At 71.0% G+C, this 22,082-nt stretch carries 18 protein-coding genes and 3 pseudogenes; 4 read left to right on the top strand and 17 right to left on the bottom strand.

The features are described 5' to 3' along the window. Positions 1 to 4: 4 nt before the first annotated feature. From ACF1BE_RS09360 to ACF1BE_RS09325, 8 genes and pseudogenes are all read right to left on the bottom strand, one after another. Entirely contained in the window at positions 5 to 4,768 is a 4,764-nt protein-coding gene (locus tag ACF1BE_RS09360) for a putative T7SS-secreted protein (protein ID WP_392198374.1), read from the bottom strand. Between the two features lie 2 nt (positions 4,769 to 4,770). Then, positions 4,771 to 5,424: a hypothetical protein gene (locus tag ACF1BE_RS09355; protein ID WP_392198373.1), complete on the bottom strand. Its 654-nt coding sequence runs from the start codon at positions 5,422 to 5,424 to the stop codon at positions 4,771 to 4,773. Next, the gene (locus tag ACF1BE_RS09350) at positions 5,421 to 5,834 is read right to left on the bottom strand and encodes an SseB family protein (protein ID WP_392198574.1); all 414 of its coding nucleotides are present in this window, start codon (positions 5,832 to 5,834) and stop codon (positions 5,421 to 5,423) included. Before ACF1BE_RS09350 ends, ACF1BE_RS09355 begins: the two co-directional genes overlap by 4 nt. 324 nt (positions 5,835 to 6,158) lie before the next feature. After that, positions 6,159 to 6,530, bottom strand: a pseudogene (locus ACF1BE_RS09345) (hypothetical protein); the annotation flags it as partial. A gap of 125 nt (positions 6,531 to 6,655) precedes the next feature. After that, positions 6,656 to 6,895: pseudogene (locus ACF1BE_RS09340) on the bottom strand (type II toxin-antitoxin system death-on-curing family toxin); the annotation flags it as partial. A 241-nt stretch (positions 6,896 to 7,136) separates the two neighbouring features. After that, on the bottom strand, positions 7,137 to 7,724 hold the full coding sequence (locus tag ACF1BE_RS09335) for a TetR/AcrR family transcriptional regulator (RefSeq protein ID WP_392198372.1): 588 nt from the start codon (positions 7,722 to 7,724) through the stop codon (positions 7,137 to 7,139). 156 nt (positions 7,725 to 7,880) lie between these two features. After that, entirely contained in the window at positions 7,881 to 9,272 is a 1,392-nt protein-coding gene (locus ACF1BE_RS09330; protein ID WP_392198371.1) for an amidase, read from the bottom strand. Further along, positions 9,259 to 9,465 carry a hypothetical protein gene (locus tag ACF1BE_RS09325; protein WP_392198370.1) on the bottom strand — a complete coding sequence of 69 codons (207 nt, stop codon included), beginning with the start codon at positions 9,463 to 9,465 and terminating at the stop codon, positions 9,259 to 9,261. Before ACF1BE_RS09325 ends, ACF1BE_RS09330 begins: the two co-directional genes overlap by 14 nt. A 299-nt stretch (positions 9,466 to 9,764) precedes the next feature. Here ACF1BE_RS09325 and ACF1BE_RS09320 point away from each other — a divergent pair, with 299 nt between their 5' ends. Further along, the gene (locus tag ACF1BE_RS09320) at positions 9,765 to 10,631 is read left to right on the top strand and encodes an MFS transporter (RefSeq protein ID WP_392198369.1); all 867 of its coding nucleotides are present in this window, start codon (positions 9,765 to 9,767) and stop codon (positions 10,629 to 10,631) included. 18 nt (positions 10,632 to 10,649) lie between these two features. Next, a complete protein-coding gene (locus tag ACF1BE_RS09315; RefSeq protein WP_392198368.1) occupies positions 10,650 to 11,585 on the top strand; it encodes an MBL fold metallo-hydrolase in 936 nt (311 codons plus the stop codon). Between the two features lie 486 nt (positions 11,586 to 12,071). On the opposite strand, the gene ACF1BE_RS09310 is transcribed toward ACF1BE_RS09315, so the two are convergent. Then, the gene (locus tag ACF1BE_RS09310; RefSeq protein WP_392198367.1) at positions 12,072 to 13,400 is read right to left on the bottom strand and encodes a class I SAM-dependent RNA methyltransferase; all 1,329 of its coding nucleotides are present in this window, start codon (positions 13,398 to 13,400) and stop codon (positions 12,072 to 12,074) included. 104 nt (positions 13,401 to 13,504) lie between these two features. After that, positions 13,505 to 15,553, bottom strand: coding sequence for an APC family permease (locus ACF1BE_RS09305; protein ID WP_392198366.1), 2,049 nt, complete (start codon positions 15,551 to 15,553; stop codon positions 13,505 to 13,507). Between the two features lie 371 nt (positions 15,554 to 15,924). Between ACF1BE_RS09305 and ACF1BE_RS09300 the strand changes: the two genes are divergently transcribed. Both ACF1BE_RS09300 and ACF1BE_RS09295 read left to right on the top strand, forming a co-directional pair. Then, positions 15,925 to 16,596, top strand: coding sequence for an NAD-binding protein (locus ACF1BE_RS09300; RefSeq protein WP_392198365.1), 672 nt, complete (start codon positions 15,925 to 15,927; stop codon positions 16,594 to 16,596). Then, positions 16,596 to 17,267 (top strand): TrkA family potassium uptake protein, encoded by a 672-nt coding sequence (locus ACF1BE_RS09295; protein ID WP_361992697.1) that lies wholly within the window; start codon positions 16,596 to 16,598, stop codon positions 17,265 to 17,267. Before ACF1BE_RS09300 ends, ACF1BE_RS09295 begins: the two co-directional genes overlap by 1 nt. 132 nt (positions 17,268 to 17,399) lie before the next feature. Here the strand turns inward: ACF1BE_RS09295 and ACF1BE_RS09290 are convergent, their stop codons facing one another. The 7 genes and pseudogenes from ACF1BE_RS09290 to ACF1BE_RS09260 form a co-directional block, all read right to left on the bottom strand. Next, the gene (locus tag ACF1BE_RS09290; protein WP_392198364.1) at positions 17,400 to 18,206 is read right to left on the bottom strand and encodes a DUF3159 domain-containing protein; all 807 of its coding nucleotides are present in this window, start codon (positions 18,204 to 18,206) and stop codon (positions 17,400 to 17,402) included. A 3-nt stretch (positions 18,207 to 18,209) separates the two neighbouring features. After that, positions 18,210 to 18,608, bottom strand: coding sequence for an OB-fold nucleic acid binding domain-containing protein (locus ACF1BE_RS09285; protein WP_392198363.1), 399 nt, complete (start codon positions 18,606 to 18,608; stop codon positions 18,210 to 18,212). A gap of 85 nt (positions 18,609 to 18,693) precedes the next feature. Beyond that, positions 18,694 to 19,383 (bottom strand): response regulator, encoded by a 690-nt coding sequence (locus ACF1BE_RS09280; protein WP_392198362.1) that lies wholly within the window; start codon positions 19,381 to 19,383, stop codon positions 18,694 to 18,696. Then, positions 19,380 to 19,734, bottom strand: a pseudogene (locus tag ACF1BE_RS09275) (sensor histidine kinase); the annotation flags it as partial. The gene ACF1BE_RS09280 and the pseudogene ACF1BE_RS09275, both read right to left, overlap by 4 nt. A 424-nt stretch (positions 19,735 to 20,158) precedes the next feature. Beyond that, positions 20,159 to 20,929 carry a DUF3710 domain-containing protein gene (locus tag ACF1BE_RS09270; protein ID WP_392198361.1) on the bottom strand — a complete coding sequence of 257 codons (771 nt, stop codon included), beginning with the start codon at positions 20,927 to 20,929 and terminating at the stop codon, positions 20,159 to 20,161. A 1-nt stretch (position 20,930) separates the two neighbouring features. Further along, positions 20,931 to 21,500 (bottom strand): dUTP diphosphatase, encoded by a 570-nt coding sequence (dut, locus tag ACF1BE_RS09265; protein ID WP_392198360.1) that lies wholly within the window; start codon positions 21,498 to 21,500, stop codon positions 20,931 to 20,933. Further along, the gene (locus tag ACF1BE_RS09260) at positions 21,497 to 22,081 is read right to left on the bottom strand and encodes a PaaI family thioesterase (protein ID WP_392198359.1); all 585 of its coding nucleotides are present in this window, start codon (positions 22,079 to 22,081) and stop codon (positions 21,497 to 21,499) included. The genes dut and ACF1BE_RS09260 overlap by 4 nt, the downstream gene beginning before the upstream one ends. Between the last annotated feature and the right edge of the window lies 1 nt (position 22,082).

The following is a 22,082-nucleotide window of genomic DNA, read 5'->3' as shown; positions in this document are numbered from 1 at the left end:
TGCCTCATTTGATCTGTACCGCGGGGGGCATGGATCCATCCTTGCCCGGAATCCTTCCCTCCACGATGTCTTCGTGGGTGATCGGTGCACCGGGATCGGTCGGCTTGCCGCCCAGTGCCGTCGCTCCGGATTCGCCCCTGATGCCCGACGGCCCGTAGGCCGTGATGGCCTGACCGGCTTCGGAGCCGGGCCCATGGGTCACAACGACGTCCTCGCCCTGCCGGAAGACGAGCTTTCCGGCCGAGCCCGACGATTGGTACACGGCATCCGGGTTCTTCAGGATGTCCAGGACACGTTCGTCGGTGAAGCCGTGCATCTCGTCCCCGTGGTACTTGGGGTGTTTCCGAAACGTGCCGTCCTGCGCCCGCTCTATCACCCCGTCCGCAGTCTTGACGCTCCGCTGCCTGGCCTTCTCCTCCTTCGTGTACTTGGGCATCAGCCCAAGCGGATCGCACCCCATGTACGGGTTGTCCACGTAGCCGAGGGGATTGGGCGCGGGGCCGAGGCCCAGCGGGTCCGGGGAGGCGTAGCGGCCGGTCGCGGGATCGTAGTAACGGAAGAGGTTGTAGTGGAGGCCGGTCTCGGGGTCGTAGTACTGGCCGGGGAAGCGGAGCGGGGTGTAGGCGCTGCTGTCCTGCGCCCAGGCGGTGGTGCCCCAGAGGGTGCTGCGGCTGCGCCAGGCGATGTCGCCGGTCTCGTCGATCAGTTCGGTGGGTGTGCCGATCAGGTCGGTGGCGATGGCGAAGAACCGCCGGTCGATCTCCTGCTGCCGGCTGTCGGCTGTCAGGATGCGCTCGGTCTGGGCGAGGGGGACGACGTCCCGGTGGTCCCAGGTGAGCGCGACCGTGTGCGGGAGGTCCGGCCGATGGCTGGTCTGCTCGCACAGGGTGAGTCCGTCCCAGGTGAAACGGACCTCCTCGACCACGCTCTCGCAGTCGGCCGCGAGACGCTGCTTCGCGGTGCGGCGGCCCAGCGGGTCGTAGCGGTAGCGCCACCGGGTGCCGTCGGGGGTGGTGAGGGAGGTGAGGCGGTTCTCCGTGTCCCACTCGTAGCGCCAGGTGTCCGGCTTCCGGGACAGGCGGGTCTTCTGCCGCAGGGTGACCCGGCCGAGGGCGTCGTGCTCGAAACGGACGTCTCCGGCACGGGTGATGCCGGTGCCGCTGTAGGTACGCGGTCCAGTGGCCTCGCCGCCGGGGTGCCGGTCGGGCCAGGTGGCCGAGGTCTGGTTGCCGGCGTCGTCGTACGCGTACCGCTCCGTCCAGCCCGGGGCGTGGACGGCGGTCACCCGGCCCATCGGGTCCAGGTCGAACGTGCGGATCCCGGAGAGCCGGTCCTCGACGGAGAGCAGGTGCCCGTCGGCACGGTAGGCGTAGGCACGGCTGTCGACGGCGTGGGCCCCGGCGGTGATGTGCTGCGTGGCAAGCCGGCCGGCCTCGTCCCAGGCCGACGTCACGGTGAGCGCGTCACCGAAGACACGGAGCAGTTCGCGACCGGCCTCGTCGTGGGTGAAGTCGACCGGGCGGCCGCCGGTGGTCAGCCGTGCGGGGAGCCCGTCGGAGTCGTAGGAACAGGAGGTGACGTGCCCGGTTGGCGTGGTCCGGCGGACTCGCCGGCCCAGGGCGTCGTAGGAGTAGAGCATCGGGCGGCCGTCCACCAGTTCCGTTTTGACGCGCCCGTTGCGGTCGTACTGGTAGCGCAGTTCGCTGTCCGGTGCGACCGCCTCGAGGAGGCGGCCCGCCCGGTCGTACGCGTAGGTCGTGACCCGGCCGTCGACGGTCTTGGCGAGCACCTGGCCGAGTGAGTCGCGCTCGAAGGAGATGGTGCCGCCGAGGGCGTCGGTCCTGGCGGTGAGGCGACCGACGGCGTCCACGCGGTAGCTCAGGGTGCGCCCGTCGAAGTCGGTCTCGGAGACGATGTTGCCGACCGCGTCGTACTCGTAGGTCCAGGCCAGGCCCTGTGGGTTGGTGACCCGGGTGAGGCGCAGATCGGCGTCGTGTTCGAACTCGTAACGGCCGCCGTCGGGACGGGTGGTGGCGAGAGGAAGGTCGAAGTGGGTGTATTCGTAGCTCGTGACGGCTCCGGAGGCGTCGGTGTGGGCCGTGCAGTTTCCCTCGCCGTCGTAGGTCCATGACTCGCTCGCACCGTCCGGGCCGGTGCGACGGGCGAGTTGGCCGTCCGCGTTCCACTCCAGGCGGGTGACCCCGCCCGTCGGATCGGTGACGCGGACCGGGCGGCCGAGCCCGTCCCGCTCGGAACGGGTGGTGGCGCCGGACGGGTCGGTCACCGCCACGGTCCGCCCCGCCGCGTCGCACACCACGTGGGTGGTGTTCCCGAGGGCGTCGGTGATCGAGGCGGGGCGGCCCGCGTCGTCGTAGGCGGTGCGGGTGGTGTGTCCGGCCGGGTCGGTGTACGCGGTGCGGTTGCCGCGCTCGTCGTAGGCGTACGTGGTGCGGGCGCCGTCCGGCCCGACGACCTCCGTCGGCAGCCCGAACGGGCCGCGTACGACGCGCAGTTCGGAGCCGTCCGGGCGGACGGCCGAGATAAGCCGGCCCTCGTCGTCGTAGGTGAAGCCGTTCGTGGCGCCGAGCGGGTCGGTGCGGGACAGCAGGTTGCCGCTCGCGTCGTGGCGGAAGCGGGTGGTGTGGCCGAGCGCGTCCGTGGTGGCCAGGATCTGGCACCCCGGGCCGATCACATGCCGGGTGACCCGGCCGTCGGCGGTGGTCAGGACCGTCGTACGGTGGCCGGTCGTGGGGTCCGGTTCGGTGTACGTCAGGGTGATCTGGACGTGGCCGGCCTCGCCGCCCTCGGCAACGATCCGGTCGCTGTCGTCGTACACGTAGTCGTAGCGGCGGCCGTTGGAGTCGGTCCAGGCGATGACACGGTGGCGTTCGTCGTAGTCGAAGATGGTGACGGCGCCGGACGGGCGGGTGACGGTGGTGAGGTCGCCGTTCTCGTAGCCGTAGCCCATCAGTGGCAAGTCCGCGCCGTTCTCCCCCGCGCCCGCGAGGAAGAGCGCGGTCACGCGGCCGTCGGCGGTGGTCAGTCTCAACCGGTGGCCCGCGGAGTGGACGAGGGCCAGAGGCAGTCCGTCGTCCGCCCGGTCCACGGTGACGGAGTGGCCGCCCCGTGCTCCGATGCCGGACAGCCAGGCGGTGCCGTCGCCGCCGGGTTCGGCGCCGGGCGGGGCGGTGAAGTGGCGGACCAGGCCCGAATCGGGGTCGGTCAGGGTGTAGTCGCCGTCGGCGTCGCGGGCGAGCAGGGTACGGCCGCCGGAGTCCGGCCGGGTGGGGTCGCCGGGGACCGGGTGCGGGTAGGTGATCAGGAGGCCGTCGGCGGTGGCGTGGACGACGCCGATGGCATCGACCTCCAGCCGTTCGTCGACCGTGGATGTCCATGACGGCCCCAGGAAGCGGCCGGTCGCGAGGCCCGACTCGGTGCGCCGGGTGAAGACCAGCGGCAGGATGCCGGGGATCTCCACGTCGGTCTGGGGCAGGAACATCCGGCCGGTGGCGAGGTCCACCGGGTCTGAGCCGTCGGTGAGGCGTTCCCCGTCCGGGCGCTTGTGGGTCCCCTCCTCGACGTCGTCGACGAGCCGCCGGACCTTCGAGGCCCCGGAAGCGTCCTCGGCGATGCGCACGCCCTTCACCGCGGCGCCGCCGCCGTCGGTGGCCACGGTCAGCACGATGTCGGGGATCAGCCGGCCGAACCCCTCGGCCGGGTCCTTCATGAAGTCCTTGACCATCTGGGTGCCGGTGCCGGCGGGGTCGTTGGCGGCCACGACGAGGCCGGCGGCCAGGCTGTTGAGGGACGTGGCGTACTCGGCCGGGTGCGTGAGGTTGTACGGGTCCATGGGATCGACGCTGCGGACGAAGTTCACTATCCCGGCGGTGCCCTTGATCAGGCCCCCTGCCACATGGTCCTGCATGAGCTGCAGTTCGCCGTAGCCGTCGCGCAACTGCTCGGCGTAGGACGGCTTCTTCGGGGCCATGGCGCGGGCTGCGCGGACCGTCGAGCGCGCGGTCTCCGCGGCCGAGTTCCGCTGTTTGCGCGCCTCGGCCAGGATGTCCTGCGCGTCCTTCATCAGCTTCTTGCCGGGGTCGTCGAACGTCTCGGCGGGGCGTGGCGGGAGCGAGGAGGGGTCCCGCTTGTCGGCGGGCTGGGCGTTGTAGCGGTCGACGGCCTTGTTGTAGGCATCGACCTTCGCGCGGTGGGCGTCGGCGGCGTCCTCGGACGCCTTGACGCCCGCCTTCCACTTGTCGATCGCCGTCTGCGCCTGGCCCTGGGCCCAGATGACCGTGTCGGCGAACGACTCCAGCGCGCTGATCGCCTTCACGCAGGCGTCAGCCGCCTGGTACCACCTGTGCGGCTGCTTGCCGACGGTGGTGCGCAGCGCGTCGGCCGCCTCGCCCTTGAGCCGGGAAGTGTCGAGGCCCCTGAGACCGTCGCCGGTCTCGTCGAAGGCCGACTCGAAGGCGCGGAGCTTCGCGGCGACGGAGTTGATCTTGCTCGGGCTGCCGTAGATGAGCTTGGTCTTGTCCTCGGTCTGCCCGAGGTCCATCTCGTCGACCTCGGCGCCCAGCCGGTTGGCGACCGAACGGGACTGCTCGCGCACCCAGTCGGCGCCGGACTGCCAGCCGACGTCCTGCAAACGGTCGGCGGTCCAGTTGCCCGCGTCCTCGACCCGGTCGCCCACCCACTCGACGCCGTCCTCGATCTTGTCCTCGACCGAGTCGGGCGTAATGTCACTGATGAAGTCGCCGATACCCACCGTCAGTTCCCCCCGGGCTCACCCTGCTGTTGCTGCTGCGCGCGCTCCTCGGGCGACGGTCCGAAGGTGTCGTCCAGCGCCTGGTTCCACTGGCCGTCGGAGATCCCGAACGCCTCGTTGAGCAGGTGCGACTGCCGGCCGCCCTGGCCCTCGGTGAGCACAGTACGGCCGGTGTCCTTCCAGGTCTGCGCCATGTCGTCCCCGGCCTTGTCGAACGACTCGGCGCTGTAGTCGGGGTGCAGGTAGTCCGGGGTGAAGATGTCGCCCCAGCTCTGCTTGGCGATCTCCTCCTCGCCGGCGTGCGGGTTGCCGCCGAACACGGCGTTGGCGCCCACCTTCAGCGAGCCCGCGACGTACCGGTCCTCCTCCCAGAGGGTGCCGGCCGCCAGGCCGAGCCGGTTCGCGATCTCGCTGGCGTCCCGGACCAGGGCGCGCACGCCCCACTCCCAGGACTCGCAGAAGTCCTCGAAGTCGGTCGCGAGGCCGTGGTGTCCGGCCTCCATCCCCGTCATCGCCAGCTCGGAGAAGCCCTTTCCCATGAGGGAACCGGTGGCGCCGCCGAGGTCGCCGAGCTGGTCGATGGTCGTCCCCAGGCCCTGCGTGAACTTGGCGACGGACTCCTTGTCCAGCTGGAGGTCCTTGCCGTCGTCGTTCATGCCCCCTTATCCCCCGCCCGGCCGGTGTCGACAGCGACCGCGTCCGGGACGATGCCGGCGACCGGCGGGAAGAGCATCGCCCCTTCCTCGGTGGCGATGTCGACGGCGAGACCGGCGGGCTCACCCAGGGCCGGCACGATCTCGTCGACGATGCGCGCGCCCAGCAGAGCCGCGTAGTCCACCGGCTGGTCACCGGGCGCGTGGTGCAGGACGAACCGGGCCAGTGCGGCCTCGTCGGTGAACCCGCAGATCCACCGCACCCCGCCCGAACGCACCGACCACAGCCCTCCGTCGGCCACCGGCACCAGAAGGACCGAGCGGCGCATCTCACCCACGAGGGCTCGAGGGTCGCCTTCCGCCCTTCTCCGCTCGGCGATGCGCTCGGCGAACGCCGTCTTCGGCTGCTGCACGCTTCCTCCCTGGCCGTGGTCGGTGATGGCACCGTAGGGAGGGACGCGCAGGAACGCGGGTGTGGTTCTCCGGGGTCTCGTGAGACGGCGGAAGTGCTCGGCGACGGACTGCGGGCGGCATCGCGCATCGCTTCTCGTCGACCCGGGATGCGCATCGACCGATCCTGGCCTGCCGATCCGCCTCGCGTCACCGCTGCCCCAGTCGACCCACAGCTCGAGGTCGCCGTAGCTGTTGTCGACCGGCTTGACCGTGACCCCGGGGGCGACGATCCCGTCGATGGCGCCGAGCACGTCGGCCGGCAGCGTGACGTCGGCGGCGGGCAGGAACGCCTCCAACTGCGCCATGCTGGGCGTTCCGATGATCACCGAGGTGACGCCGGGGTGGTTGACGACGAAGGGGACGGCGAGCGATGAGTGTGAGGCCGGCCTTCTCCGGACGGCGAGCTGTTCGGCAGCGTCGAGCTTGCGCTGGTTGGCGGGCGTGCCTGTCGAGGCGGGCCCGGGGCCGTCACCCGACGCAACTTCCGGGGCCTGTCCCCCGCCCTCGGCCTGCCCGAGGAGCAGATCGTCGACACAGTCGCGGAGCCTGCAGACGCCATGGCCCGCTCCTGGCCCAGCGTGCCAGGGGACTTCCCCGTACCGGACTTCGTCACCGCGACGATCAATGACCGGTTGCGTACGCTCCCACTGCTGCACCCCTGAACAGCTCCCGGCCGCCCCGGACTTTGGCTACACCCCGCCCCCATGACAACCGACGTCCCCTGCTGTCACCGACTCCGCACTGCGAGGGGAACCTCACCCCCACTTCACGACGTCGAACCTCAGGAGACTGGGAACCAGGCCGACAGGCGCTTGGCGATGGCCGGTACATCGATGTTGTCCTGTGCGACTTCCTCGACGAACGGGCCGGCGATGGAGACGGGCGGCGGAACGATACGGGCGCTGACGCCGTTGAACCGCAGGAAAACACGCATGGCGAGCCAGGCGATGGGCTTGTTGCCGTCGATCAGCGCGTGATTGCGGGCGACGGAGTGCAGCAGTGCCGCAGCCTTCTCGTGCACGATGTCCCGGCAGGATGGATCTCGTATAACACCAGGTCAGGGGTCATTTTCTACTCCGCTGAAGGGCCCTTCGTGCGCACGGAGCGTCAAACGGGCGTCACGCCCCAGGGCTACGTCCTGGGATCGGTCATTGCTCGGGATTTCAGGACCCCTGCCGGTACAGCCAGCCGTTTGGCCTCCACGGCCCGGTGGCCAGACCGCCCGATGAGCGAAGTGGTCAGCTGTCGGGTTTATTCGAGCGTCACGGGGCGGCGGACCGGGTGGGGCGAGAGCCGGCCTCGGTCTGCAGGGAGTACACGGCGTTCGTCACGAGCTCGCGCGCGTATGCGGCGTCCAGTCGGCCAGGGCGGAAGAGGATGCGGTACATGATCGGCGCCACGACACGGTCGATCAGCAGTTCCGTCTCGGGCACCGGCTCCCCCCGCTGCACCGCACGGGCCAACACGGCGTCGATCTGCTCTGCGGCATACGCCGAACACTGACCGGCATTGGTGCCGTCGGGGTCGCCGAGCAGGGCGTCCCGGATGTAGGCACGCCCGGTCGGTGAGGCCATCTCGTCGAGGAACTGTTCCGCCCACGCGTCGAGATCGGCCCGCAGGCTTCCGAGATCGGCCGGATCCGTTTCCGGGCGCAGTCGTTCGACGGCCACGTCGGACAGGAGTTCCTGCAGGTCGCCCCAACGACGGTAGATCGTGGAGGGAGTCACGCCCGCCCGAGTGGCCACCATCGGGACCGTGAGCGCGTCGCGGCCCACCTCCCCTACGAGTTCACGTACCGCCGCATGGACGGACTCCTGTACGCGTGCGCTGCGCCCGCCGGGGCGGGCCATGGGCCTGGGACTCATGCGTTCCACCTTAATGCGAATTTGTTGCTTCTAGGCGGTGGCCGGCGTCGGCGACCCGCAGGGCTGCGTATCCGGGCGCCCGAGCAGGTCGGACGCCCTGCGGCGACGCGACCGCATGCCGGTTGGAACATCCGCCTTCCCTCAGGCAGCGAGGGGAGCAAGCCGCCCCGCGCCGGCCACCGACTCCTCGTAGACCCGGCCCACACGGAGCACCGTCGCGTCGTGGAAGGGGCGCGCCATCAGCTGCATACCGATCGGCAGTCCGGCGCGGTCGTGACCGACCGGCAGGGTGAGGGCCGGGACGCCGGTGATGTTGGCGGGGGCACAGAGGCGGACGTAGCTGTCCGACACGGCCTCGGTCGTGCCATCGGCCCACTCGATGGCTTCCTGCCCCGCCTCGGCGGCGGTCATCGGCACCGTCGGCGCGGCGAGGACGTCGATTCCGTCGAACATGCGAGCCCAGGCGTCTCGCATCATGGTGCGGGCCCGCTGGGCGCGGAGGTAGTCGCCCGCAGAGGTGAGTTCGCCGGCCTCCAGCAGGATGCGAACGTCCGACGCGTACAGGTCGGGGGTGGCGCGCAGCGACCGCTCGTGGTAAGCGGTGGCCTCGGGAACCATCAGCCCCCACTGAACGGCCTGGATGTAGCGCGCCATCGGGATCTCGACGTCGACGAGCTCCGCCCCCAGCTCCGCCAGCCGCTCGATCGCGCCGCGTACGGACTCCTCGACCTCGGGCGTGACCCGGTCGAAGTAGTGGTTCCGCGGTACGCCGACCTTCAGTCCCCGCAGGTCGCCTCCCGGGAAGCGGTCCAGCATGGGGCCGGACACGCTCGCCGGGTCACGCGGGTCGTGGCCGGCGGTCGCCGACAGCACCAGGGCGACGTCCTGGACGGTGCGGGTGAGAGGGCCAAGGTGGTCCAGGGACCAGGACAGCGAGGTCACGCCTGTGCGTGGGACCAGGCCATAGGTCGGCTTGAGGCCCACCACGCCGTTCAGGGCCGCGGGGACCCGGATGGAACCGCCCGTGTCCGTGCCCATGGCGAACGTCGCCCCGCCGGCGGCGACAGCTACCGCCGAGCCGCCGCTCGACCCGCCCGCGACCCGGCTGTGGTCCCAGGCATTGTTCGTCTGCGGAGTGGTCAGGCCGTAGGCGAACTCGTGCGTGTGCGTCTTGCCCAGGAGGACGGCCCCGGCGGCGCCGAGCCGTTCGGCCACCCGGCTGTCGCGTTCCGCCACGTGCCCTGCCCGGACGTGCGAGCTCGCCGTGGTGGGTACCCCCTCTGCGTCGATCAGATCCTTGAGCGCCATGGGGATCCCGTGCAGCGGCCCGCGCGGTCCGCTTCCGGAGATCTCCCGTTCGGCGCGGACCGCTGCGGCCAGGGCCGCGTCGGCGGCGACGGTGACGTAGGCGCCCAGCCGTCCTTCGACGGCGTCAATACGGGCGAGCACCGATTCGGTGAGTTCGACGGGGGACAGCTCCCGTGCGCGCACCGCACGGGAGGCTTCGGTCAGCGACAGCTCAAACGGTTGCATCGGCGTTCCCCTGTCCGGCTCGGTAGGAGGACGCGGGAGGGGTCTCGCCGAAATCGAGCTCGCGCAACGTGCTGATCACGGAATGGATGTAGTTGGCCGTCATGGCCACTTCTTCATCTCGGCCGTCCCCGAGGGGGAGCCCCGCCCGCAGCGCCCCTCGGGCTGCCTCTTGGGGGGTGAGTTCGCTGGTCATGGCTTCCTTCCGGATCTGTGCGGCGCGACGGGCCGGAGCTGGTACAGGACCTCCGACCACCGTAAAAGCGAATCATTTGCTTTAGTCGATCGTAGGACCTACGGTGCCTTAAAGCAAACCAATCGCTTTTAGCGCAGGAAGGGCCCTCATGCAGAGCGTCCCCGCGGGCCTCACGCCTCCCCGCACCTCCCCATCCGGACGCCTGCCGTTCGCATTGCACACCTCGATCCTCATCGCGCTGCTCGCCGCGTCCAGCGCGCCGACCCCGCTGTACCCCCCACTACCAGGCTCAGTGGCAGTTGTCGGCCCTCGACATCACGGTGGTCTTCAGCGCCTACGCTCTGGCACTCCTGATCGCACTGCTGACGACCGGAGCCCTTTCCGACCATGTCGGACGCCGCCCCGTGCTCCTGGGCGCGCTCGCGGTCCAGGTCGCCTCCATGGCACTGTTCGCGACGGCCGACGGCCTGACCGCCCTGATCGGCGCCCGCGTGCTGCAGGGCATCGCGACCGGCGCGGCGACCAGCGCAGCAGGTGCGGCTCTCCTCGACCTGGAAGACCCCGCCCGGCCGGGGCGCCCCGCTCTGGCCCAACGCATCGCGCCGGTGACGGGCATGGCGGCCGGCGTCCTGGCAGCCACCCTCATGGTGCGCTTCGCCCCCGTTCCGGCGATCACGGTGTACGCGGCCCTGATCGCCGTGTTCGCCGCGCAGGCCATCGCCATCGCCCTAGTCTCGACGTCCGAGACCGTCCGCCGCCGTCCCGGAGCACTGCGCTCGACGCGGCCCCACCTGACGCTGCCGTCGGCGGCCGCCCACGCTCTCCTGCTCAACGGCGCCGGCGTCGTCGCCGTCTGGGCACTCGGCGGCTTCGACTCGTCCCTGGGACCGGGCTTCACACGGCTCGTCTCCCCCGGCGGACCCGAATACGCCGGCGGCCTGGTCTTCTTCACGCTGACGGCCGTCGCCGCCCCGACGGTGTACTTCACGCGCAGGATGCGTGCCGGCGTCTCCGCTCTTCTCTGGAGCTGCACGGTGATTCCGGCGGCCGTCCTGACCCTGGGTGCCCCGCCGCCCGGACGCCCACTCCCGCCCGGCAACGAGCAACTACACATCCGCCTCACCCGACACACCCGCTCCAGACATCTACGTCCTCGCGACCCATAACAGATAAGGAAAGTCGCCGTGTTCACCTCATCGCAGACGACCAAGTCCACTACTCCCCCCGCCTCTTCCTGGACGGTGGGCAACCACACCGTACGACGCATCGACGAAGTGGCCCTGCCCGCCCAGACCGGTCCGTGGCTGCTGCCCGGGGCAACCACCGACCTCGTGAGCCGGACTCCCTGGCTGAGCCCCGATTTCGCCGACGAACAAGGCGTCCTGCGCCTGGCGAGTCACAGCTTCGCCGTCGAGGTGGACGGCATGCGGGTGCTGGTGGACACCGGCATCGGAAACGGGAAGCGGCGCTCCAACCCCGCCTGGCACAACCTGAACAGCGACTACGAAGCACGGCTACGGGCGGCGGGTTTCGCGCCGGAGAGCGTTGACGTCGTGGTCCTGACCCACCTCCACGCCGACCACGTGGGGTGGAACACGCGTGCCGAGGGCGACGCCTGGGTGCCCACCTTCCCGAACGCGCGCTATCTCACCTCACGCACCGAGTGGGACTACTGGGCGGGGGTCGACATGGAGGAGGGGCGTCGGCAGATGTTCCGGGACTCGGTCCATCCCGTCCGGGAGGCAGGTCTGTTCGACCTCATCGATGTCGCGGACGACGGCACGGACGTCGCGCCGGGCATCCGTCTGCTGCCCACCCCCGGCCACACACCGGGGCAGGTAGCGGTGGAACTGAGCAGCCGTGGCGAGAGCGCACTGGTCACCGGCGACAGCATCCACCACCCGGTCCAGATGGCGCATCCGGAGCTCTGCAGCTGTGTGGACGTCGCTCCCGAACTAGCGGCCAGGACCCGGAACCAGGTGCTCGGCTCACTGGCCGGTACGTCAACTCTCCTGCTGGGAAGCCACTTCCCGCCGCCGACCGCCGGACACGTGCGACGCGAGGACGGCGGGTACCGACTGGCCCCGGCTCCCTCAGGGGTCACGCCCATCGGGGGCTGAAGCGGATCAAAGCACCCGGGACGGGCCGCGCACCGAGTCGCACCGAGTCCGTGCGGGTGACGTCCTGAGCGTCCGCGACCGGACGGCCCGGGAGCGGATGTGAGACTCCTCCGGCATGCGCTCCGTCGTCACCGGTGGTGCCGGAGGAAGTGATGACCGATCGATCACCGGCTTGCGCCCTTTGCGTAAGCCGGCTGTCGGCTGTCCCACGTGGGCGTCAGTCACGCCGACGCGTCGCGAACGAGGGCCACGTGCCGGCCCCACTCGCCCCTCGCCGGCCGAGCAACGCGACCCTGCTTCAGTCTCACGAATCGAGCGTCATTCGAGCGTCAAGAATGATGACTGCGCGTCGCCGACATCATTCGTACGAACCCCGCCACACCCTGTAACCGCAGGTCAGGCGAGTTTGGACAAGCAGTGCGTCTGCCCGACCCGCTACACGGAGAAAACAGGTCGAGCGACCCACCCGGACCACAAAACCGCAGGTCATACACCCTTGTCCGCAGGCTCCAAAATAGCCACGCACTCCACGTGATGCGTCATCGGGAACAGATCGAACGCCCGAAGCGTCCGCACCCGGTATCCGCCCTCGCGGAAGTAGGCCAGATCGCGGGCCAGCGCAGCGGGGTCGCAGGCGACGTAGGCGATGCGGCGGGCGCCCAGGGAGGCGAGGTGGGTGACCGTGTTGCGGCCGGCGCCGGCGCGGGGCGGGTCCAGGACGATGAGGTCGACCTCGGTGATGCCCGTGCGGGGCAGGACCGACTCGACCTTGCCCTGCTCGATACGGACCCGGGGGAAGGCGGCCAGGTTGTGCCGCGCGTCCTCCACCGCCCGCTTGCCGGACTCGATGCCGAGGACCGCACCCTTCTCGCCGAGGCGGTCGGCCAGGGCGCCGGCGAACAGGCCCACGCCGCAGTACAGGTCCAGGGCCATGTCGCCCTTGCGCGGCAGCAGGCCCTGCATGACAGCCTTGACCAGGGTGTCGGCCGCCTTCGGGTGGACCTGCCAGAAGCCGCCGCTGCCGACGCGGTAGGTGCGGTCGTCGGCGCGTTCGCGCACGAACGCCCGGCCGTGGACGCGGTGGATGCCGCCGTCGTTCTCCTCGACGCGCATGACGGAGACGGGCCTGTTCAGCTCGACGAGCGGCAGCCGTGCCCCGGGCCGTGGCTCCAGGATCACCATGCGGTCCTGGGATCCGGTCGCGGCGATCGCCTCCACGGAGGCCATGCCGGACCAGTCCCGCTCCTCGATGCCGAGTTCGCTGACGCCCGCCGCCGCGATCATGCAGTGGTCGATCGGCTCGACCTCGTGCGAGCGGTGGCGGCGCAGTCCGGCGTTGCCGTCGGCGTCCACGGCGTACTGCACCCGGGTCCGCCACTGCGGCACCTGACCCGCCGGCAGCTTGTCGCCCTCGGCCGGGAGGACCGTGCCGTCCCAGCCCGCCTCCTCGGGGGTGAGGCCGGCGAGCCGCTGGAGCTGTTCGGCGATCACGTCGGCCTTGAGGCGGCGCTGGGCGCCCGGCTTGGCGTGCTGCCAGTCGCAGCCGCCGCAGCGGCCGGGCCCGGCGAAGGGGCAGGGGGCCTCGATGCGGTCCTTGGACGCCTCGACGATGCGCACGGCGTCGGCGCGCAGGAAGCGGGCGCCCTGCTCGCCCTCAGTGACCCGGGCCACGACCCGCTCGCCGGGCAGCGCGTGCCGGACGAAGAGCACCTGTCCCTCGGAGGTACGGGCGATGCAGTGGCCACCGTGGGCGACGGGGCCGATCTCGACCTCGTACTCCTCACCCACCAGGGACGTGCTCGGTTCTGCCTGCATGGTGGGGTGACTCCAGATCGGGAGGCGGGAAGGTGGCGCGAGGGACGGCCGCACACCGGTGGGCCGGACAACAGCCCACCAGTCTACGGCCTTCCCGCCCCGGCTCAGTCCTTGCCCGACGGCTCCTTGGGCCGCATCACGGCCGGGCCGCGCCGGACCGCGCCCGGTGCGTTCCACTCCTGCCGCTTGCGGGCACGGGTCCGGGCGGCCTCGGAGGAGGCCAGCTGGTAGGGGACGGAGGTGACCATCACGCCGGCCGTGAACAGCAGGCGGCCCTTCAGGCGCAGGGCGCTCTGGTTGTGCAGCAGGTGCTCGTACCAGTGGCCGACCACGTACTCGGGGATGATCACGGAGACCGCGTCGCGCGGGGACTCCTTGCGCAGGCTCTTGACGTACTCGATCACCGGGCGGGTGACCTCGCGGTAGGGCGAGTCCAGCACCTTCAGCGGTACGTCGATCCCGCGCCGCTCCCACTCCTCGCGCAGCGCCTTCGTCTCGGCCGGGTCCACGTTGACGGTGAGCGCCTCCAGGGTGTCGGAGCGCATCAGCTTGGCGTAGGCCAGGGCGCGGAGCGTGGGGCGGTGGATCTTGGAGATCAGGACGACCGAGTGGACGCGGGAGGGGCGGACCATGTCGTCGCTCGGGCCCTCGGGGGCGGCGATCTCCTCGGCGACGCGGTCGTAGTGCTTCCGGATCGCGGTCATCGTCGCGTAGAAGATGCACATGCCGAGCAGGGCCACCCAGGCGCCGTGGGTGAACTTGGTGACCAGGACGACGACGAGCACCAGGCCGGTGAAGAAGGCGCCGAACGTGTTGATCGCGCGGGAGCGGATCATGTGGCTGCGCTTGGCCGGGTCCTTCTCGACCGCGAGGTGGCGGTTCCAGTGCCGGACCATGCCGGTCTGGCTGAGCGTGAAGGACACGAACACACCGACGATGTAGAGCTGGATCAGGCGGGTGGAGTCGGCGCCGTAGAGGAACACCAGCAGCATCGCCGCTCCGGAGAGCAGCACGATGCCGTTGGAGAAGGCGAGGCGGTCACCGCGGGTGTGCAGCTGGCGCGGCAGGTAGCGGTCCTGGGCGAGGATCGAGCCGAGCAGCGGGAAGCCGTTGTAGGCCGTGTTGGCGGCCAGGAACAGGACCAGCGCGGTGGCGGCGGCCAGGACGACGAACAGGAAGCTGCCCTTGCCGAAGACCGCCTCGGCGACCTGGGAGATCACCGGGTTCTGCACGTACCCCCCGCCGAGCGGGACGCCGTGGTGCAGCAGGTCGGTCGCGGGGTTCTCGGCCATGCGGACCTTGGTGGTCATGGCGAGCGCGATGATTCCGCAGAACATGGTGACGGCCAGCAGGCCCATCATCGCGAGCGTGGTGGCGGCGTTCTTCGACTTCGGCTTGCGGAAGGCGGGGACGCCGTTGGAGATCGCCTCCACGCCGGTGAGGGCCGCACAGCCGGAGGAGAAGGCGCGCAGCAGCAGGAAGACGAGCGCGAAGCCCGCGAGCCCCTGGTGCTCGGCCCTGATGTGGTAGTCGGCGGTCGGGGCGCGCATGGTGTCGCCCAGGAGCAGGCCGCGGAAGGCGCCCCAGGCGATCATGATGAAGACGCCGCCCACGAAGACGTACGTCGGGATCGCGAAGAGCTTGCCCGACTCCTTCACGCCGCGCAGGTTCATCAGCGTCAGCAGGATGATCACGGCCGCGGCGCAGAGCACCTTGTGCTGGACCACGTAGGGGATCGCGGAGCCGAGGTTCTCGATGCCGGAGGCGATGGAGACGGCGACGGTCAGCACATAGTCGACGAGCAGGGCGCTGGCCACGGTCAGGCCGGCCTTGGGGCCGAGGTTGGTGGTGGCGACCTCGTAGTCGCCGCCGCCGCTCGGGTAGGCATGCACGTTCTGCCGGTAGGAGGCGACCACGGTGAACATCAGCACCACGACCGCGACCGCGATCCAGGGGCTGAAGTGGTACGCCGACACGCCCGCGATGGACAGGACCAGCAGGACCTCCCCCGGCGCGTAGGCGACGGAGGACAGCGGGTCGGAGGCGAAGACGGGCAGTGCGATGCGCTTCGGCAGGAGCGTCTCGCCCAGCCGGTCACTGCGCAGTGCGCGCCCGATCAGGATCCGTTTGGGCACGTCGGTCAGTTTGGACACGAGAGAGGATCGTAAGCCTTTGAACTGGCACCCGCCCACCCGGCGTGCTGTATCTGCCTCACGAGTGAAATCGGGGGCGCACGGAACTACGGATTCCGTGGTGCGGGTGCCCTCCGTGTCTAGATGGCAAACCCCGCCCGCCATCGCCCTCCGGAGGTGCCATGCCCGCGACCGCGGAGCTGATCGGGGCGGCGCTCGCCCTCACCGGCCTCGGAATCCTGACCCTGTGCAGCGTGCGCAGCATCACTCGGCGGCGGCTTCCCCCGGTCCCGGCGCAGGGGTGCCGCCCGGGCAGCACCCGTGTGTAGCTTTGGGCGTCGGTCTGAGACCCTGATGCTCAGCAGTAACTTTGGGACACCGGAAGGACGGTTGTGCACATCGTCATCATGGGCTGCGGACGAGTGGGTTCCGCTCTTGCCCAGACCCTGGAGCAACAGGGACACACGGTCGCCGTGATCGACCAGGATCCCACCGCCTTCCGCCGGCTGGGCCCGGGCTTCGGAGGCCGCCGGGTCACCGGTGTCGGCTTCGACCAGGACACCCTGCGCGAGGCGGGCATCGAGGAAGCCGGTGCCTTCGCCGCCGTCTCCAGCGGTGACAACTCCAACATCATCTCCGCCCGCGTGGCCCGTGAGATGTTCGGCGTGCAGAACGTCGCCGCCCGCATCTACGACCCCCGTCGCGCCGAGGTCTACCAGCGCCTGGGCATCCCCACCGTGGCCACGGTCCGCTGGACCGCCGACCAGATGCTGCGCCGCCTGCTGCCCTCCGGGGCCGAGCCGCTGTGGCGCGACCCCACCGGCGGGGTGCAGCTCGCCGAGGTGCACGCCTCGCCGAAGTGGGTCGGTCACAAGATCAGCAGGCTCCAGGAGGAGACGGGCGTCCGGGTGGCGTTCCTGACCCGCCTGGGCGAGGCGATCCTGCCCAGCTCGCAGACGGTGCTCCAGGAGGGCGACCTCGTGCACGTGATGATGCGGACGGACGACGTGGACAAGGTCGAGGCGGCGTTCGCCGGTGGCCCGGAAGAGGAGAGCGGTCACTGATGAGGGTCGCCATTGCCGGGGCCGGCGCCGTCGGCCGCTCGATCGCGGGCGAGCTGCTCGAGAACGGCCACGAGGTCCTGCTGATCGACAAGGCGCCGACCGCCATCTCGGTCGAGCGCGTCCCGCAGGCGGAGTGGCTGCTGGCCGACGCCTGCGAGATCACGTCCCTGGACGAGGCGGCGTTGCAGCGCTGCAACGTCGTGATCGCCGCGACCGGCGACGACAAGGTGAACCTGGTCGTCTCGCTGCTCGCCAAGACGGAGTACGGCGTTCCGCGCGTCGTGGCCCGCGTGAACAACCCCAAGAACGAGTGGCTGTTCAACGAGGCCTGGGGCGTCGACGTCGCCGTCTCCACCCCGCGCCTGATGTCCGCCCTGGTCGAGGAGGCGGTGAGCGTCGGCGACCTGGTCCGCCTGCTCCGCTTCAGCCACGGTGACGCCAACCTGGTGGAGCTGACCCTGCCGGAGGAGTCGGCCCTGGCCGGCACCCAGGTCGGCGACGTGGAGTGGCCGCAGGACACCTCCCTGGTCACGATCATCCGCGGCACCCGTGTGCTGACCCCCTCCGGGGAGGACTCCCTGGAGGCGGGCGACGAACTCCTCTTCGTGGCCGCGCAGGCCCGGGAGGAGCAGCTGGAGGAACTGCTGTCGGTACGCCGGGAAGAGGCCTGAGCGTCTCCTGCGGCGGGCGGCCGGCGCCCGCGCCGTCCGGCAGCGGACGGCAGGCATCGGCAGCGGTCGTTGGTACGGCGAAGGGCGCCCCCTGACTGCCAGGGGGCGCCCTTCGGCGTCGTAGGACCTCGCTCACGCCTCCCGGCGGTGCCGTCCGCCCGTCGGCTCGCCGCTCTCCGCGGCCGTGGCGGCCTCGCGCTCCTTCGCCGCCTTTTCGGCCCGCTCCTCGGCCTCCATCTCCGCGAAGACGTCGATGGGGGCCGGCGCCTTGGCGAGGAAGACCCAGGTCAGCCAGACCGCCAGCAGGAACGGCGGGATCTTCAGGGCGATCAGGATCCAGCCGAGCTGGGTGGTGTCGGCCCACCAGTACAGCGGGAAGAGGATCGCGCACTTGGCGAGCAGGATCAGACCCCAGGCCCAACTGGCCTTGGCGTACGCCTTCTTGCGGCCCGGATTGCGGGTGCGCCAGGAGAGGTTCTCCTTGAAGACCGGGCCGAGGATCAGGCCGATCAGGGGCACGCCGGCGAGGGTCGTGACGATGTACGCCACCGCCAGGCCGAGCGTGTAGATCATGCCGGGGAGGTAGAAGTCCTTGGCGTTGCCCGTGAACATCGCGAACACGACGCCGAAGGCCACGCCGAAGACGCCGCTGAAGGCGTGCTTGACGGTGTCCTTCATGGCCAGCCGGACCACGACCAGCACCAGCGACACGACCAGTGCGGCGATCGCCGAGAGGTGCAGGTCCTTGCTGATCGTGAAGATCGTGACGAAGAGCAGGCCCGGCACGACCGTCTCGACCATGCCACGGACACCACCGAACGCCTCGAACAGCGCGGCCTCCGTCACGGCGCGGGCGTCGTCCGGGCGGGGCCCGCCCGGTTCGCTCACCTCCGACGGGGGCTGGTCGGTGTCCTGGGTCGGCTTGTCGAGGGACGTCACCGGCTACTCCCGTCCGAGGGGTCGCAGTTCGTATTTGGGGTTGAACAGCACCCGGCGGCCCCGGCTCATGGAGACCCGGCCCGATGCGATCAGCTTGCGCCCCGGCTCTATGCCCACGATGGAACGCCTGCCGAGCCACACCACGTCCAGCGCGGCCGAGCCGTCGAACAGCTCGGCCTCCAGGGCCGGGACGCCGGCGCGCGGGCGCAAGGTGACCGTGCGCAAGGTACCAGTTACCGTGACGATCTGCCGGTCACGGCAGTCGCCGATCTTCGTGCAGCCCGCGGTTTCGGCGTCCTCGCGCAGCTCCTCGGACTCCAGGTCCTCCTGCGACGAGGAGAGCCGGTCGAGCATGCGCCGGAACCGGCCGGCCGGCTTTTCGGAACGAGGAACAGCACTCATACCTGAAGCGTACCGGGGTGCGCCGACAGGACCGGTGCGCAGCTCACCACCCCGCGACCGCCGCACACAGCGAACGACCGCCGCCTCACTTCTCGAACCGGTAGCCGACGCCCGGCTCGGTGATGAAGTGCTCCGGGTGCGAGGGGTCCGCCTCCAGCTTCCTGCGCAGCTGGGCCATGTACACGCGCAGGTAGTTGGTCTCGGTGCCGTACGACGGCCCCCACACCTCCTGGAGCAGCTGCTTCTGGCCGACCAGGCGGCCGGTGTTGCGGACCAGCACCTCCAGCAGGTGCCACTCGGTGGGGGTGAGTCGGACGTCCCTGCCGCCGCGGTGCACCTTCCTCGCGGTCAGGTCGACGGTGAAGCCCGCGGTCTCCACGGTCGTCAGGTCGTCCTCGCCGGGCCCGGCCGGCTCGGCCCGGCGGACGGCGGCGCGGAGCCGGTCCAGCAGCTCGTCCATGCCGAAGGGCTTGGTGACGTAGTCGTCGGCGCCGGCGTCCAGCGCCTCCGCCTTCTCGTCGGAGGAGGGCCGCGCGGAGAGCACCAGGATCGGCACGCGGGTCCGGCCGCGCAGGCCCCTGATCACCTCGACGCCGTCCATGTCGGGCAGGCCGAGGCCGAGGACGACGACGTCGGGGTGGCGGGAGGCGACGAGTTCGAGGGCGGTCCTGCCGTCGGAGGCGGCGTCGGCCTCGTACCCGCGCGCCTTGAGGTTGATCACGAGGGCCCGCACGATCTGCGGCTCGTCGTCGACCACGAGCACCCGGGTCGTCATAGGACCTGCCTTTCCGGTTCTGCGATGTCCGTGCCCGTGTCCCCGTCGTCCGCGATGTCCGTGCCCACGTCGCGGGAGCCGGGGCGCGGGCCCGCCGCGCGCAGGGTCAGCACCATGGTGAGCCCGCCGCCCGGCGTGTCCTCGCGTCGGGGGTGCCGCCCACGGCCTCGGCGGAAATCCCGGGCGACGGCGGGGCCGAGTCCGGCACCGGCGCCGAGCGGGGCGTCACCGTAGCGCTGGAACGGCTCGACGATACGGTCCCTGGCCTCGTCCGGCACGCCCCGGCCCGCGGTCCACCACCCGTACCTCCCCGCGGTCGGCGAGGGCACCGGCGGCGACCAGGACGCGCCGGCGCGACGACGCAGTCGGTGCCCCGGTCGGTCCGGCGGTGCGCCTCGGCGAGCATCGGGTAGGCCCTGCCCACGCCGGGTGCCGCGCCCAGGTGGATCCGTGGCCTGCCGGGTGCCCTGGCCTCATGGTCTTCCCGTGCCCGTTGCCTGCGGCGTCGACCCTACTGGCCCGCCATCACGGCGGACCGAACGGGATCGGGGGCGGCGGGCGACTTTGACGCGACCCCGATGAGCACGCCGGGGTACCTCCCCGGCACGCCGGACGACGGGCGCGCCGCGGGAGACCGCGCGACCGGCCTCGGGCACGCACCGCGGGCTTCGGCCCGTCACGCGCAGCGGGCCGTACTCCCCGCGGGGAGTACGGCCCGGTGTCACGGCTGAAGGCGAACGGAGGGGCCAGGGTCTTTCGACCCCGGCGAGAGGCCCTAGCGGACCTCGGTGATCTCCGGTCCGCGCTGGAGATGTCCCATACCGCCGGAGAAGCGCGAGCCTTCCTCCTCCTGCTGAACGCCCTCGGGGACCATCTGGGCGTCGTTCGGGAGCTTGAGGACGATGGGGTCGCGCGGGGCCATCGGGCCCTCACCGCGGACCACGACCGTGTCGCGGAAGATCTGCTCCAGCAGCCCGGCGGCCTGCGGCTGCACGGCGCCCTGGCCGGAGATCACACCGCGCAGGAACCAGCGCGGGCCGTCCACACCGACGAACCGGACGACCTGGAAGCCGCCGGTGCCGTCGGGCAGCTGCACCGGCACCTGGGCGCGCAGCTCCCAGCCGAGGGGGCCCTCGACCTCGTCGATGATGCCACCCTGCTGGGTGATACCGCTGCCGATCTCCTCACGGACCTCGCCCCAGATGCCCTCGCGCTTGGGCGCGGCGAACGCCTGGAGCTGGATGGCGCTGTCACGCAGCACGACGGTCGCGGCGACGATCGCGTCACCGGCGACCTCGACCCGCAGCTCCATGCCGTCGACGCCCGGTACGAACAGACCACCGAGGTCCACGCGGCCCTCGGCCGGGTCGCGCACCTCACTGCTGTCCCACGGCCCGTCGGGCCGGGGCCCGGGCTCCAGCCGGACGCGCTCTCGCTCGCGCTCGGCCTCCTCTTCGTCCGCCTCGGTGTCGACGCTGTCGACGACCTGCTCGGCCTCGCCGGCCGCTTCCTCGGCGGCACCCTTCTTCTTGCGACGTCCGAACACGTCACTGTCCTTCCCGGTCGGATACGACCGAAGCGTATCGATTCCCACCCGTCGGACCGCCCTCGGCGGCCTGACCGCTTGTGCCGCTCTCGCCGCCCACCGCGGCATGGCCACCGGTGGACCCGAAGCCCCCTTCGGCCCGCGCCGAGCCGGGAAGTTCCGCGACCTCCTGGAAGCGGACCCTCTCGACCTGCTGGACGACCAGTTGGGCAATCCGGTCGAAGCGCTCGAACCGCACGCTCTCGCGCGGGTCGAGATTCACCACGATCACCTTGATCTCCCCACGGTACCCGGCATCGACCGTCCCCGGGGCATTGACGAGGGCGACACCGCAGCGGGCGGCGAGGCCGGAACGCGGATGCACGAAGGCCGCGTACCCCTCGGGCAGGGCGATCGACACTCCCGTGGGCAGAACGGCCCGTTCGCCGGGCCGAAGCACGCAGGCCTCGGTGGTGCGCAGATCGGCTCCGGCGTCCCCGGGATGCTCGTACGCCGGAAGCGGTACGTCCGGATCGACGCGCCGGATCTGCACGTCCAGGGGCACCCGGCCGGCGGGGCCTGCCGCGGTCACGGGTTCACCTCGAAGGCACGGGCACGGCGGATCTGATCGGGATCCTCCATGGCCGCCCGGATCTCCTCGCCGCGGCCGTGGTCGATGAAGTGGTCGATCTTGACCTCCACGAAGAGGGCGTCGGCGCGGACGGCGACCGGTCCGCCGGGGCCGCCGATGCGTCCGGTGGCGGTGCAGTAGATCTTCCGCCCGGCGACGGCGGTCACCTCGGCCGCCAGGTGCAGCGTGGTGCCGAGGGGGACGGGCCGGACGAAGTCCGTCTCCAGTCGTCCCGTCACGGCGATGGTGCGCAGCAGCCAGTTCAGCGAGCCGAGGGTCTCGTCCAGGGCCGTGGCCAGCACTCCGCCGTGCGCGAGGCCGGGGGCGCCCTGGTGGGCGGGCCGGACGGTGAACTCGGCGGTCAGCGTGACGCCCTCGCCGGCGCGGGCCTCCAGGTGCAGTCCGTGCGGCTGCCCGGGACCGCAGCCGAAGCAGTGTTCGTAGTGGGCGCCGAGAAGCTCCCCGGGCGCGGGCGCGTCGGGGTGCCGTACCGGTTTCACCGCGTCCGCGGGAGGCTGAAGAGCTGCGGGACTACCACTCACA

This window comes from Streptomyces sp. NPDC014991 (assembly GCF_043080665.1).
In the GTDB taxonomy this organism is placed as follows: domain Bacteria; phylum Actinomycetota; class Actinomycetes; order Streptomycetales; family Streptomycetaceae; genus Streptomyces.
Note: the sequence above shows the minus strand (reverse complement) of the source record. Positions and strands in the feature narration are given on the sequence as shown.